17 protein-coding genes are annotated in these 13,925 nt (G+C 30.3%); 6 read left to right on the plus strand and 11 right to left on the minus strand.

Translation table 11 applies throughout. From position 1 onward, the window contains the following. The first annotated feature begins 208 nt into the window (after positions 1-208). Positions 209-613 carry a hypothetical protein gene (locus tag ACY1IQ_RS16165; RefSeq protein ID WP_461614930.1) on the plus strand — a complete coding sequence of 135 codons (405 nt, stop codon included), beginning with the start codon at positions 209-211 and terminating at the stop codon, positions 611-613. Between the two features lie 104 nt (positions 614-717). Here ACY1IQ_RS16165 and ACY1IQ_RS16170 read toward each other — a convergent pair whose 3' ends face one another. From ACY1IQ_RS16170 to ACY1IQ_RS16180, 3 genes are all read right to left on the minus strand, one after another. Continuing rightward, positions 718-1,521, minus strand: a complete 804-nt coding sequence (locus ACY1IQ_RS16170; RefSeq protein WP_461614931.1) for a M55 family metallopeptidase — start codon at positions 1,519-1,521, stop codon at positions 718-720. A 108-nt stretch (positions 1,522-1,629) separates the two neighbouring features. Next, on the minus strand, positions 1,630-2,211 hold the full coding sequence (locus ACY1IQ_RS16175; RefSeq protein ID WP_461614932.1) for a non-canonical purine NTP pyrophosphatase: 582 nt from the start codon (positions 2,209-2,211) through the stop codon (positions 1,630-1,632). A gap of 229 nt (positions 2,212-2,440) precedes the next feature. Beyond that, on the minus strand, positions 2,441-2,764 hold the full coding sequence (locus ACY1IQ_RS16180) for an endolytic transglycosylase MltG (RefSeq protein ID WP_461614933.1): 324 nt from the start codon (positions 2,762-2,764) through the stop codon (positions 2,441-2,443). A gap of 434 nt (positions 2,765-3,198) precedes the next feature. On the opposite strand from ACY1IQ_RS16180, the gene ACY1IQ_RS16185 reads away from it, so the two are divergent. The 3 genes from ACY1IQ_RS16185 (at position 3,199) to ACY1IQ_RS16195 (ending at position 5,561) form a co-directional block, all read left to right on the plus strand. Beyond that, positions 3,199-4,458: a radical SAM protein gene (locus ACY1IQ_RS16185; RefSeq protein ID WP_461614947.1), complete on the plus strand. Its 1,260-nt coding sequence runs from the start codon at positions 3,199-3,201 to the stop codon at positions 4,456-4,458. A 364-nt stretch (positions 4,459-4,822) separates the two neighbouring features. Further along, positions 4,823-5,086, plus strand: a complete 264-nt coding sequence (locus ACY1IQ_RS16190) for a hypothetical protein (protein ID WP_461614934.1) — start codon at positions 4,823-4,825, stop codon at positions 5,084-5,086. 13 nt (positions 5,087-5,099) lie between these two features. Continuing rightward, positions 5,100-5,561, plus strand: a complete 462-nt coding sequence (locus ACY1IQ_RS16195) for a hypothetical protein (protein ID WP_461614935.1) — start codon at positions 5,100-5,102, stop codon at positions 5,559-5,561. Positions 5,562-5,605: 44 nt separating this feature from the next. On the opposite strand, the gene ACY1IQ_RS16200 is transcribed toward ACY1IQ_RS16195, so the two are convergent. The 3 genes from ACY1IQ_RS16200 to ACY1IQ_RS16210 form a co-directional block, all read right to left on the minus strand. Further along, a complete protein-coding gene (locus ACY1IQ_RS16200; RefSeq protein ID WP_461614948.1) occupies positions 5,606-5,749 on the minus strand; it encodes an IS3 family transposase in 144 nt (47 codons plus the stop codon). Positions 5,750-6,163: 414 nt separating this feature from the next. Continuing rightward, positions 6,164-7,039 carry a ribbon-helix-helix protein, CopG family gene (locus tag ACY1IQ_RS16205; RefSeq protein WP_461614936.1) on the minus strand — a complete coding sequence of 292 codons (876 nt, stop codon included), beginning with the start codon at positions 7,037-7,039 and terminating at the stop codon, positions 6,164-6,166. 396 nt (positions 7,040-7,435) lie between these two features. Beyond that, entirely contained in the window at positions 7,436-7,837 is a 402-nt protein-coding gene (locus ACY1IQ_RS16210; protein ID WP_461614937.1) for a DUF3888 domain-containing protein, read from the minus strand. Between the two features lie 374 nt (positions 7,838-8,211). On the opposite strand from ACY1IQ_RS16210, the gene ACY1IQ_RS16215 reads away from it, so the two are divergent. After that, on the plus strand, positions 8,212-8,838 hold the full coding sequence (locus ACY1IQ_RS16215; protein ID WP_461614938.1) for a DinB family protein: 627 nt from the start codon (positions 8,212-8,214) through the stop codon (positions 8,836-8,838). A gap of 133 nt (positions 8,839-8,971) precedes the next feature. Here the strand turns inward: ACY1IQ_RS16215 and ACY1IQ_RS16220 are convergent, their stop codons facing one another. Next, positions 8,972-9,577, minus strand: coding sequence for a DJ-1/PfpI family protein (locus ACY1IQ_RS16220; protein ID WP_461614939.1), 606 nt, complete (start codon positions 9,575-9,577; stop codon positions 8,972-8,974). A 238-nt stretch (positions 9,578-9,815) separates the two neighbouring features. Here ACY1IQ_RS16220 and ACY1IQ_RS16225 point away from each other — a divergent pair, with 238 nt between their 5' ends. Continuing rightward, positions 9,816-9,980 carry a hypothetical protein gene (locus ACY1IQ_RS16225; protein ID WP_461614940.1) on the plus strand — a complete coding sequence of 55 codons (165 nt, stop codon included), beginning with the start codon at positions 9,816-9,818 and terminating at the stop codon, positions 9,978-9,980. 43 nt (positions 9,981-10,023) lie between these two features. Here the strand turns inward: ACY1IQ_RS16225 and ACY1IQ_RS16230 are convergent, their stop codons facing one another. The 4 genes from ACY1IQ_RS16230 to ACY1IQ_RS16245 form a co-directional block, all read right to left on the minus strand. Continuing rightward, positions 10,024-10,515, minus strand: a complete 492-nt coding sequence (locus ACY1IQ_RS16230) for a peptidylprolyl isomerase (RefSeq protein WP_461614949.1) — start codon at positions 10,513-10,515, stop codon at positions 10,024-10,026. A 326-nt stretch (positions 10,516-10,841) separates the two neighbouring features. Next, on the minus strand, positions 10,842-11,057 hold the full coding sequence (locus ACY1IQ_RS16235; protein WP_461614941.1) for a heavy-metal-associated domain-containing protein: 216 nt from the start codon (positions 11,055-11,057) through the stop codon (positions 10,842-10,844). 21 nt (positions 11,058-11,078) lie between these two features. Further along, positions 11,079-13,523: a heavy metal translocating P-type ATPase gene (locus ACY1IQ_RS16240; RefSeq protein ID WP_461614942.1), complete on the minus strand. Its 2,445-nt coding sequence runs from the start codon at positions 13,521-13,523 to the stop codon at positions 11,079-11,081. Positions 13,524-13,536: 13 nt separating this feature from the next. Continuing rightward, complete coding sequence (locus ACY1IQ_RS16245; RefSeq protein ID WP_039630589.1) at positions 13,537-13,803, minus strand: metal-sensing transcriptional repressor; 267 nt, start codon at positions 13,801-13,803, stop codon at positions 13,537-13,539. Positions 13,804-13,925: the final 122 nt, after the last annotated feature.

The raw sequence follows: 13,925 nt of genomic DNA on the forward strand, positions 1-13,925 counted from the left end.
TATGAAACCATTTATCAGTAGAGATGTGTCCAAAAAAGTAAGTAAAGGCTTCATTTTGCTTGAAAGAAACAAAGCTAATTCTATAAATAAACTACTATCTCAACAGTTAATGATGTAATTGGAAATTTTGCTTAAATGATATTGAACTTTTTTTAATTTTATATCGTATAAAGAGTATTAAAAATAATAGATAAGAAAGGGCGATATTATGAAGAAAACAATTCTTTTTATTGTAATTAGTATACTAACCTTTACCATGTTTATTGGATGTGAAAGTAAGAAAGCTGAAGTAGTAAATGAAAATCCACCAGCAACAAGTACTAAATTGATGGCTCCAACTGTTGTTGGTGACGTATTAGAGGTAAAGGAAGAAAGAAAAAAGATTTTAGTGGATTCTATTGTGGATACTGTAAAGGGAAAAATTTGGGTTACTATAGATGATAAAACCAATTTCTTTGAAAATACAAAGGAAGGAACATCCATATCTTATCATGATGTAAGTCGTAAATTTGCTGTTGGCAACCATGTAGAAATTTATATTGAGAATGGAATACTAGAATCAAATCCTATGGAAGGAAGAGCTACAGCTGTTTATGTTAATGAAACTAAATAGTACTTTAGTAATAATTTTTGATATATTTATATAGATACCATAATTTAAATGCTACCTTTAAAATATGATAAATATATTTTAAAGGTAGCATAAATACATCTTTATTAAATTAAAAATAGCTTCATTCTTAAAGCCTCAAAATAATCACTACAAATAAATTCTATAGTATTATTATCTTTTAATTTTACATTAGGATAAAAGCTTGCTTTATAAGCATCAATATGACGATTATAGCAAATTTCCACTTTAAATTCTTCTGGCATTTTTCCTAAGAAAAAATTCTTATTATAATCTTTAGTGATACTCTCAACCATTTCTTTAATTTTCTCTTCTACTAATACGGGATGTAAATGTTTTGCCCCAGCACCTATCCCCTCTTTAACGGCTAAACCTTTTATATTTGGATTAGTATTATTCACATCTTTAATTAAGTCACTATCTCCAGATACAAAAATTACTGGAACTCCTAAAGAAAGAGCTGTATAATAATTTAATTTAAATTCACTTGCTAGTTCATCATTTAACTTTATATATCTAATTTTACTGCTGCTTATTGTGTGAGCTAATGGGTTGCCATTAAATCCAGCACCACAATGGTATCCAATAAATAGAACTCCATCAAAACTTTCATCTAAACCTTCCATCATGCCATAAGGATGATCATACCATCCATTTATTAATTCCGTTTCTTTAGGTAAGAGTTCATGAATTATATTTCTAGCTGAATCATGTGCATCTTTAATTATGATTTCTTTAGCACCAGATTTAAGTGCTCCTTCAGCAGCAGCCTTTACTTCCTTTGTCATTTGCAGTTGAAATGTTCTATAATCACTATGGTTTTTATTTGTTTCTGTCCAGTCTACTATACCAGAAACTCCTTCTATATCTGCACTTATAAATAATTTCAAAATAATCCCTCCTTTTTTAAATATACTTATTCCATTCTGGAGAGATATAGTCCTTTATTTATAATATGATTTTTATTATGTATTTTTTATAAATAATATACTTCAAATTTATAATTTATTAGTTGTTTTAGATTCGTACCAATTTCCAAACTTCTTTATACAACTATCCTCTTTTAAATTGTCATATACTATAAAATCCTCTTCAGTAAATTCTGCCAATGTTTTATTGAAGCTTTCTGGTTTAAATATGTACCATAAATCAGACCATTTATTTTCATTTTCTTTACCCTGTATACTTTTTGAAATTATTCCTGGAGATTTGCTTTCGAAAAACTTCATATCTACTCCATCATAATATGATAAGCAAGATCTAAATTCGCAATATCTATCCTCTACTCCATCCATAAGTTTTAATAGCCCTTTTATCCCTATGGTTTCTAACATATGATTAACATATGCTTTAGGAAAGCCATTTAACTCATTTATAAAAAATCCTGAATCTAATGATATACATGGCTTTTTTACAATTTTATATGCCTGCAAAACCTTTTGCTTTGCTATTTCTTTTATATCCTCACTTCTTGGTTCAATTAGCTCAGCATTATAAGCCAAAACTACTATGTTTTTTAATTCCCTTTGTGCAGAAGCAATTTTCCCTCTATTAGTTGTTACAAAAATGATTTCTTTCATTTTATCTCACTCCACCTCTTTAGTTATATCTATTCTATAAAAATAAGTTTAAAATTAATTACAATTATAGCATAGCAATGTAGATAAAATAAATTAAGAATACATTAGCTAAAGAATATCTTAGAGCTTTAACTCGATTAATTTATAGTCATATCAATTCTTATGGTAATTTTGAATTGAATATGAATGAGATTACTTGTTTCTCTTTTTACAATAGATGCCATAGTTATTATGTTATATAACTTTTCATCTTTAAAGGCTTTTCTTTAGTTAAATCCTTAATTACTTCATCAAATCTTCCATTCATAGTTTTAATTATTTCTTCACCAGATACTCCCTTTTTAAAACTATAAGTATCTGGGAATAAAAATCCCTCTAAGTCATATTTTCTTTCATTATTAGACTTAATGTAGCTCGGCAATTTATACTCTTTAACTGCTGATATAAATTCATCTTTACTAATTATATTCGCTTTTTCTAAGGCAATAGCTATTCTATCTACATCATATCCTTCTGGAATACTACTCTTATCTAAATTAGAGTCTTCAAGCATAGCAATAAAGAATATCTATTGTAAAATAAGATAAATTTGTTACATTCCTAAAAGCAAGTTTATGTAAAGATGAACTTGCTTTTAGAGTAGGTTACTTCGTAAATTAAGAAAAATGCGTCTTATATATTCCTGACAATGTTGTTTAGATTTAGTAACATAAAATAAATCAAACAACTTACGATTAATATATATCGTGTTTTGGTTTTGATATTTCAAGCAAATTGTTTCTAGTCTTCCTCAATCTCTTCCATTCCCTTCAACAGGGTTAGGCAGCTATGTAATCAAAGTATCTTTGTAAAGTTTTTTTCTTGTTCATTTTTTTATCGGTAATAAATTTTGTTCAATATGATGTATAATTTTATGTTTAAATGTGAAAGAATATATTGTGAAGAAATACCATTAAAAAAGGGGAGATTTACGTGTTAACTTACCCTATGACGCTCCATTTCGAGGTCACCGATCACTGTAACAACTCTTGCCCTCATTGTTATGCATCCAGCTGGATTCAGTCGTCAACCAAGAAGCCAGCCAGGAGAGCAAAACCCAATATAATTGAATTAGCACGACGCATTGTAGATAGCGATGTGTTCGACGTGGTTATTACTGGAGGAGAGCCTCTTATTCTAGGGATTGATCGCTTGAGTGAACTATTCAAATTCTTCAATGATAACAATGTCCAATATTCTCTCAATACCAACGGACGATTATTAAGTCAAGCCACATGCAAAGAGCTGAAAGACGCTGGTTTGCAAAGCGTGTTGATCAGTCTTCACTCATGGATGGATGAATTACATAACGAAATTGTAAACGCTCCGAATGCTGCATACGAGACCAAGAATGGGATTCAGAATGCAATAAATCAAGGATTACGTGTAGCAGTAAATCAGGTCATCGATAATAGAAACATCGATAAGATGTATGCTTCGTCAGTAGAATTAGAAAAGATGGGAGTTCACCAAATTTCTTTTACTCGGGCACTTTCACCCATGAAAGTCGGTTACAAGGTTGATACGATTAATGCAGCTAGGTTTCTTGATGAGTTCTTAAAATGCAAAGAAAATCTAACTGTCTCTGTCGTAAGCTTACTGCCCATTCCCTTCTGCGCTGACCCCCGGGTCAAAGACCTAGATGTAAAATTGAGATGCAGCGGCGGAATATCATCGGCAGTTCTTTCTTGTTATGGTGATGTTCGATTTTGCCCGCATGACTTCCATGTGTGGGGCAACGTCTTTGAAGAGGGCTTTGACACCATATGGAAAAGAATTAGCGAGTGGCGTGAGGATCTTGCAGCTCCTGCAGAGTGCAATGATTGCTCGTTTGTCGTAGACTGTCGTGGGGCCTGTCGGGTGGCTTCAAAGTTGTACTCCGATGATTATGCCGCAATGGATCCCTGGGCTCGTCATTCCGTGAAGAATTATCGACGCAAAGTGCTGTATAGCGAATTTGACCCTGATTGTTCGTATAGATTGTTGTCTGACATCCGTTGGAGGAAAGAGAATGAAGCGTTTTTGCTGTACTTTGACGCAGGCCATCTGCTGGTGAATTTGGATGGAGTTGAGTTCATCCGACGCTTGCCGCAAGAGTTCGTGCCCAGCGAGCTTCTGAGTGCAACCGAAGAAAATAGAGAGTCTCATTTTCAGTTCTTAAACGTCTTGTATCACAACGGGATGCTAGTCAACAAAGGGAAGCTATAGCACTTGAAGGCTGCGAAGAGCTAGTCGAGAATATATCATATACGAGGAAAACAATGTTAAAAAAATTTCAACTCATCGGAAAGGCCAATTTTTTATCTCTTGTGTGGTGCATCACCTAAGAAAGTCAAATGAAAGGAGGAAAACAATGCCTAAGAAACTTCAACCCATCGAGAAGCCAAATTTTTCATCTCTTGCGCCAGCGCAAGTAAGAATTTCAAGTACTGTGGAAATCGGAACCAAGTATCTCAGTAGATCAGATGAGCTCGTTGATCTGTTTGCCGGGTCGAGCTGTCAAAGATGTGAGAGCTGTGTTAGCTGCCAGAGGTGTCATAGCTGCCAGTCCTGTCAGAGGAGTTCGTACCGCATGTCATTTGAGGACGACATTGGCATCCACAGTCTATCCGCTGGACCAGTGAAAATTGCCAATGATGTAATCTATGAGCTCGTCCAGGAGGCAGATATGGAGCATGGTGAATGCCAGATCACGCAGTCACGGACGATCCTGGAGATGCCTCAGGAGGCTTATGAACAAATGCCAGAAAAAGATAGGTTCGTCGAGGTAGGCACTACTGATACTGGTAGCAAACAGTATCTCTTACGGGGCTCATCCCCTAAGAAAATCAAGTGAGAGGAGGAAAACAATGCCAGAGAAACTTAAACCCATCGGGAGTCCCAATTTTTCATCTCTTGCGCCAGCGCAAGTAAGAGTTTCAAGTGTTGTGGAGATCGGAACTAAGTATTTCGGTAGATCGAGTGAGCTCGTTGACATGTTGAGCGGGCCCTGCCAAACATGTGAATCTTGTCAAAAATGTCAGAGCTGTGAATCCTGCAATAAATGTCAAGCGTATAGGTCTACCTTGCTTGAGGGCGACATCGACAATCTATCTGCCGGACCAGTGAAAATTGCTAAGGATGTGATCTATGAGCTCATCCAGGAGGCAGATATGGAGCATGGTGAATACCAGCTCACGCAGTCACAGACGATCCTGGAGATGCCTCAGGAGGCTTATGAACAAATGCCAGAAAAAGACATGTTCGTCGAGATAGGCACTACTGATACTGGCAACAAGCAGTATCTTTTACGGGGCGCATCCACCAAGTGAATTGAGTCCAATTAAGTAAATATTATTAAAAAAGCTGGTATTTTTTATAGTGCACACTTAAATTCAACTGGTATGCGTTTACTTAGTTTCTGTTGAAATCTTTCATCATTATACCAATAAATATAGTCATTGATTGTACCTATTACGTCTTTTTTTGTGTGGAAATAGGACTGATAGCAATGCTCGATTCACTCCCACTAAGGCACGCGGTACCATTCATTTATATAATTAATGGTGGTAATGAGAGCACTAATAACATTAAAATAAAATTAAATTCAAACAATTTATCTCCTTCGCAATGACTGAATAATATGTACCTTCCCTACAAAGTTTATTTACATAACTATTTAAATTAGTTCGTATCAAAATACAATTGTGAATTAATGTATAATCATCCATACCAAGATTATACTAAATATAGAAAAATAATTAAATCGCAAACTCAATTTCTCAAAATGTAAATGAGTTTGTGATTTATCGTAGTTACTCTAGGGATTACCCCGTATAGTGCAAAGTACGCCCTAAATTTTAATTCTTCGTTGACAATATCCCTAATAGTGTTGTAAACATATAAATATTTAGATGTATAACATAATCAAATGTTATTCTTTATTTTCAAGCAGTAATTTTCTTATAATTTCTGCATCCTCCTGTCTTTTATTTAATAGCTCCATTATTTTGTTGTTTAGTTCATCTTCTCTATTTTTTAGTTCCTCTTTATACTTTTCTTCAACTAATAGCATCTTTTTACTTGTTTCAAGTTGCTGTTTTTCTATTTCGAAATTAAACTTTTCTTTATTTTTATTATTAAGTTCTTCAATATCTCTTTGGAATCTTTCCTTTATTTCTTTTAATTCTTTATCTTTGTTTAAAAGTTTAATCTCTATTTCTTCTAATTTAGACTTTAATACAGAATTATCATTATTTAAGTTTGATAAATCACTTTTTAAAGTTTCGATCTCTTCCTCTTTTTCATTTATAGTTTTTAATGATGATTTAGTTGAAGTTAACTCATTATTTAGATGGTTATTCTTTTCTTGCAACATATTATTTAATTCTTTTGTTTGGGCTAGATTTTCTTTAACTTCTTTAATAAATTCTTCTTTTTTCTTTACTTCCTCATTTAGCTTAAAAATTTTCTTATTTTCTTCTCTAATAGATGACAATTCTTCCTTAAGTTTTTGAATTTCTAAATCTTTCTTGGATAACTGATCTTTATTTGTATTCCCTAGTTCTCCAATTTTTATTTTAGCTTTTTCCATAGAATTTATATAGATATCTACAATCCTAGAAGTTATATCTTGAAGTTCAGTTATATCATCTGAAATGTTTAAATTACTATCTTTTATAGAGTTTAATTCATAGAACTTTATAACTTGCTCCATAAATTCTTTGTTATTTATACCCTCCTTTTGGGCTAATTCATTGAATTTTGCTTTTAAATCATCATTTATTCTTACACTAAAAGTTGTATCCATAATTTCCTCCTAAAATGTTTACTTATTTTAATAATCATATACTTGTAAACATACTAAATATACTTGTAAACTTAATGTTTACAAGTATATTATACCATGAATTTAGAATAAAATGAATAAAAAAAAGCTAAAATAAGGTAAAAACTTAACTCAATATAACTTTTATTATATTGAGTTAAGGAATGTGAGATAAATAAGGACTAAAAAAGACGATAAAAACGGTACAAAAAGAGGAAGCAATAAGCAGGAGAGAAAATAATTAGAATGAAACGGATAAATAAGACTAAAAAGCTATTAAAGATGGAGATATATTTCCTATTAGATCAAACTCTAGAAAAATTTACATTTATCTAAAATCTGAAATAAATATTATTACAAAGAAAAATAAATATATATTTACTGAGGAATATATTTAAAGTTAATTTCTTTAGTTCCATATGGGCTGGTACTAAAAGTTATTATTGCAGTTCCACCAGGTGGATTATGTGCTCCTGTAAAAGTATCCACTTCCACAACCATGTAAAATCTAAATTCTTCACTAGGTCTTTTTATGCTAATTACTTTTGAAGTGGCTAAGCTAAATCTTCTATCTGGACCAAAATGTTCTTCAATTGAGGTTGTGATATATGGATATAGCATACTTAATAGAGTTTCATTACATAAATTTTTCGACTGTTCAATTTTATTAGTTGTTGTATAATCTATCATTGACAGGGTATTAGCATATACTTCTAAAGGGGTCAATAACATAAATATAGTTATAATTATTAAATATACCTTGATTGCAAATTTCTTCATAAACTAATCACCTCTTTTTATATATTAGTATGTTAAAAAGAGGATATAATTATTTACTGATAAATGATTGAAATAAATTATATTAATGAATATAAAAAGAGGAAGGAAAAATATGTTTTCATATGTTAATATGTTTTCATATGTTAAAACGTATTTGCTTTTCTTCTTATTTAATCATTAAAAGTAACTTTATCGTAATCACAATGATTAAGTTTATTACTTTTTTTATTATATGCATTAAATTCTTGTGTATTTTCTAAAAATTTCAATTATCCAATTGAAAATTCCAGAACTATCTTTATTGGTGGATTCTCTAGAAGCAAAAATATGGTATTATTATAGTAAATAACTAATAAAAATGGGGCAAATATTAAATGGATTTAAAACCATGGAATAATGAAATTGAGCAATTAAGGAAGATAATTTTAAAACCAGATAAGATTGAAGAAAGCAAATATCTATCTTTAAATTTACATTCAATGGTTCATTTGTCTGTCATGTCAGGAATAGACAAAAAAACTTTTGAAGATGAACTGTGGAAAGGACTAGACGAGAATACTTTTAGAACATCAACAAATAAAAAAGGTCGTACTGTAGCATATGGTGTTTGGCACTCAACCAGAATAGAAGATATAACAATGAATTTGTTAGTTGTAGGAGATAAACAGATATTTAATATAAGGAATTGGCAGGAGAGAATAAATTCAAAAATTATAGATACTGGCAATGCAATGTCTGAAAATGAAATATTGGAATTTAGTAAAAATATAAATATGGAGAAATTAAAAAATTATAGGATTGAAGTAGGAAGAAGGACTCAAGATATAATAAAAAATCTTTCTATCACGGATATGAAAAGAAAATTTAATAAACATAGATTACAACGTATAATAGATGAAGGAGCAGTATTAGATGTGGAAGCTTCAAACTGGCTCATTGATTTTTGGGGAAGAAAAACTGTATCTGGAATTATATTATGCCTGTTACAAGACATAATATAGTTCATATAAATGAATCTTTAAGTGCAAAAAGAGATTTAAAGTAATTAAGTTATAATATTTTTATATTACTAATAAAAAAACATATAAAGATATGAATATGTCTTCTACACATTTTATCTTTATATGTTTTTTATTATATTAACTTAATACCATGTTCAGGATTCCACTCATATTCCATGATACTTGCTGTATTCAAGGCTTTTTCTTTTCCGAAAATTCTTTCTACAATATATAAGGACATATCTATTCCTGCAGATATTCCAGCTGATAATACAATTTTCCCATTATCTATAAACCTAATCCCTTCTCTAACTTTTGCACTTGAAGGAGCAATTTCTTTTAAGACTTCTAAGGATAAATGATGAGTGGTTATTTCTAAGTTGTCAAGTAAATCAGCCTTTGCTAATAAAAAAGCACCAGTACAAACAGAAAGAACTAGTTCTGCATTTTTTGATACCGATTTAATCCAATTAATAATAATAGGATTGTTCATCTCTTTTCTTGATCCTTTTCCACCTGGAATTAAAACAATATCCGGGTCAGGACAATGGAAAATACTATAGTGTGGATTTACACTTAATTTATTATAAGTTAAAATTGGTGTTGTTTTTTCTGCCACCGTATAAACATTTAAATTTGTATCACGAGCTGTAATAGAAAATACCTCAAAAGGACCACAAAAGTCAAGAATTTCTACCTCGTTAAATATTAAGATAGCCACATTTTTAATTTTATTCATTAACATATCCCCCATATCTTTACGATATTTAAAATAATATAAAATTGTAACTTTACTAAAAAGATAATTATATCAAAATCTTAATCTAAAATTATAAGGTATTCAAGTTTAAAATTTAAAAGATTATAAAAAAGAGGTAATGTTGTTTAAAGCATTATAAACAATAAATATTTATATGATTTTGCTTTAAATGCTAGGAAATATTATGTATAAAATTATATAAGGCAGGGTTTTATTTATGTTAACTAAAATTTTAGTAATAGAATCTATAATTACATTAATAGCTACTATCTCCTGTTGTATAAAAAACAGAGAAACAAAATACTTCTACCTTCTTATATGGTCAAGTATACTAATAAATTTAGGTATGATATTTTTAGTTACAATATCTATTGTTATATAATTAAAAAAGCTATTTCATATTCAAATACGAAATAGCTTTTTATCTACATTTTTTCTACTTCTTTATATTCAACACCAAAAGTATCAACTGTTACCTTTTTCATTTTAACATCTTCTTTTGGTTTGTATTGTGCAACAGTTTCTACTGCTGCAATTTTATCTACAACTTCTATACCTTCTATAACTTTACCAAAAGCAGCATACTCTCCATCTAAATGAGGTGAATCTTTATGCATAATAAAAAATTGAGAACCAGCAGAGTTTTTATCTTTGACTCTTGCCATAGAAATAACTCCTCTATCATGCTTTAAATTGTTCTCAAAACCATTACTCGAAAACTCTCCTTTAATAGCATATCCAGGCCCTCCTACTCCACTTCCTTCAGGGTCTCCGCCTTGAATCATAAAATCAGGTATTACTCTATGAAAAATTAATCCATCATAAAATTTAGAATTGGCTAGTGAAATAAAATTTTTAACTGTATTAGGTGCTACATCTGGATATAATTCAATTTTAATTTTTGAACCATCCTCCATTTCTATAGTAGCTATTGGATTCTTATCATCTTTACCTTTTTCTGTTTCTGCATTATTAATTGAAGTAGTATCTTTATCATTAGTTTCTTCTTTTTTACTACAACCTATGAATAGTGATAAAGACAGAACTATTACTAATAATAAGCTTATATTTTTTCTAAGTTTCATATTTTATCCTCCTTTGCACTTAAGCTATAAAATTTATTTTAACATATTATAGAAGAAATTTGTAATAAAATTATCATTTAAAATCATTATCATGGAATTAACGAAAAATGGTATGCTAAGATTAATAGCATACCATTTTATTATAAAAATTTAAACTTTTATATTTCCTCAAAAGCTACAGCCTCGTATCCATAATCATCTAAAGCAGTTTTAACTTTATCTTGGTCTAATTTATTCTCTGATTCTACAATAGCAGTTTTAGAATCTAGATCAACTTCTACAGATTTTACATTTTCAAGTTCTGATAAACATTCTTTAACATGATTAACACAATGCATACAGCTCATACCATTAACAGTTATTTTAGTTTTCATATTTATTACTCCTTCCAAATATTATTTTATTTTAAAGCTTTTAAGTCTAAGTGCGTTTAACAATACTGATACTGAACTTAAACTCATTGCTAAAGCAGCAATCATTGGATTTAATAGTTTTCCACCAAGAGCATACCAAACACCCATGGCTACAGGAATTCCTAAAGTATTATAGGCAAAAGCCCAAAATAGGTTCTCTTTTATATTTAGTATGGTTTTTTTACTTAATTCTATAGCAGTTGGCACATCCATTAAATCACTTCTCATAAGAACTACATCTGCTGATTCTATAGCTACATCTGTACCTGAACCTATAGCTATACCTATATCAGCTTGTGCTAATGCTGGGGCATCATTGATACCATCTCCCACCATAGCAATTTTTTTACTTTCATTTTGAAGTTTTTTAACTTGCTCCGATTTTTCATTTGGCAGTACTTCTGATATGACAATATCAATTCCAACTTGCTTTGCAATAGCATTTGCTGTCTTTTTATTATCTCCTGTTAGCATAGCAACTTTAATTCCTATTTTATGAAGTTTTTCAATAGCGCTTTTACTATTCTTTTTAACAGTATCTGCAACAGCTATTATTCCAGCTAAGTTATTATTTATAGCTATAAACATAGGAGTTTTACCTTCACTTGCTAACTTTTCAAAAGAATCATTAAAGCTTTGTATGTCTATATTGTTTTCATTCATAAGCTTTTCATTACCTAGTAATACTATTTTGCTATCAATTGTAGATATTATACCTTGACCAGGTATAGCTTTAAATGTTGATAATTCTTTTAAATTAATAGCTCTGTTTTCTGCTTCTAGTACTATAGCTTCTCCTAAAGGGTGCTCTGATCCTTTTTCTGAGGAAGCTGCAAGCATTAATAGCTCATCCTTATCTATATCATTAGTTATAATATCTGTCACTTTAGGTTTTCCTTCAGTTATGGTACCAGTTTTATCAAAAACTATGGTTTGAATTTTGTGAGTTTCTTCTAATGCAGAACCATTTTTAAATAATACTCCCAGCTCTGCACCCTTTCCTGTACCTACCATTATTGCTGTTGGAGTAGCAAGACCTAAAGCGCAAGGACAAGCAATAACTAATACAGATATAAATATAGTTAATGAAAATACTACATCACCTTTAAAGAAATACCAAACTATTGCTGAAAGAAAAGCTAGTGCAATTACTATGGGCACAAAGTAACTAGATACTATATCTGCAAGTCTTGCAATAGGTGCTTTAGAACCTTGAGCATCTTCTACTAACTTAATTATTTGAGACAATGCAGTGTCTTTACCTACTTTTGTAGCCTTATATTTTATAAGACCATTTTTATTAATACTTGCACCAATTACATTGTCATCTACATTTTTTTCTACAGGTATACTTTCCCCTGTAAGCATACTTTCATCTATAGATGTAGACCCACTTATAATTACACCATCTACTGGAAGTTTTTCACCAGGTTTAACAATAATTATATCCCCTACTTCTACATCATCAATAGGAATATTTTGTTCCTGTCCATCTTTTTCTACAGTTGCAGTTTTAGGGCTTAATCCCATTAAGGTTTTAATTGCTTCTGAAGTTTTACCTTTAGTTTTAGCTTCTAAATACTTACCTAAAGTTATCAAAGTTAATATTACTGCAGCAGATTCAAAATATAATTTATTATGAGCAATATCATGATTTCCGCTAAAATATATTTCAAACATAGCATAAATACTATAACCATAGGATGCTAAAGTACCAATAGAAATAAGAGAATCCATATTTGGACTTCCTTTTATTAAGGATTTAAATCCAACTTTGAAAAACTTCTTACCTATAAATATAACAAAAGTAGTTAATATAAATTGTATAAGCGCAAAGTTAAATGGGCTGTCTGTAGGATTAATAATAGTAGGAAGTTCTAAACCTACCATAGATCCCATGGAGATTATAAGTAACGGCACTGTAAATATTGCTGAAAAAATAAATCTTTTATATAGTGATTTTTCTTCCTTATTTTTTCTTTCTTTATCTTCATCTACATTTAAATCATAATTTAGTGGAGTATAGCCAGCTTTTTCTATTGCTTTTTTAATTTCAGAAAGCCTGATCTTATCGCTTTCAAATTCCACTGTAAGCTTTTCAGTAGCTAAATTGACATTGGCAGCTATAACACCATTAAGCTTTTTACATGCTCTCTCTACCGCCTTTGAACAAGAGGCACAGGTCATACCTTGAATTGTTAAAGTCTTTATAATACTATCATTTTTAGCTTTATAACCAGCTTTATCTATAGCTTGTTTTATATCATCAAGGGATACTTTATTTTCATCAAAGGTGATATTTAATTTTTCAGTAGCTAAATTAACATTTGATTCCTGTACACCATCTAATTTTTTTGTAACTCTTTCTACTGCCTTAGAGCAAGCGGCACAGGTCATGCCTTCTATTTTTAGCATTTTTTTAGTCAAGTTTATCACCTCTTTATTTAGTTATTAGCTTTTCTATTAGATTATCTATTTCTTCAATCTTCTCATCTATATCTTCATTGTTGTATGCATTTTTTACACAATGTTTTAAATGTTGCTTTATAATAACTGAGTTTGCTTTTTTTAATATAGATTGAGAAGCTATTATTTGATTTGAAATATCAACACAATATCTATCATCTTCAATCATTTTTATTATGCCTTCTATTTGGCCCTTTGCGATATTTAAATATTTAATTGCATTTTTTCTCTCAGGATTCATACTTATACTTTTATTACTCATGGTTGCCTCCTTTTATTTATAATTATATTTTTATAACACTCTATACCCCTGTAGGGTATACTTAAATAGTAAATCTAATATTATAAATAGTCAATAGTAAA

The sequence above is a fragment of the Clostridium sp. Marseille-QA1073 genome (genome assembly GCF_054863625.1).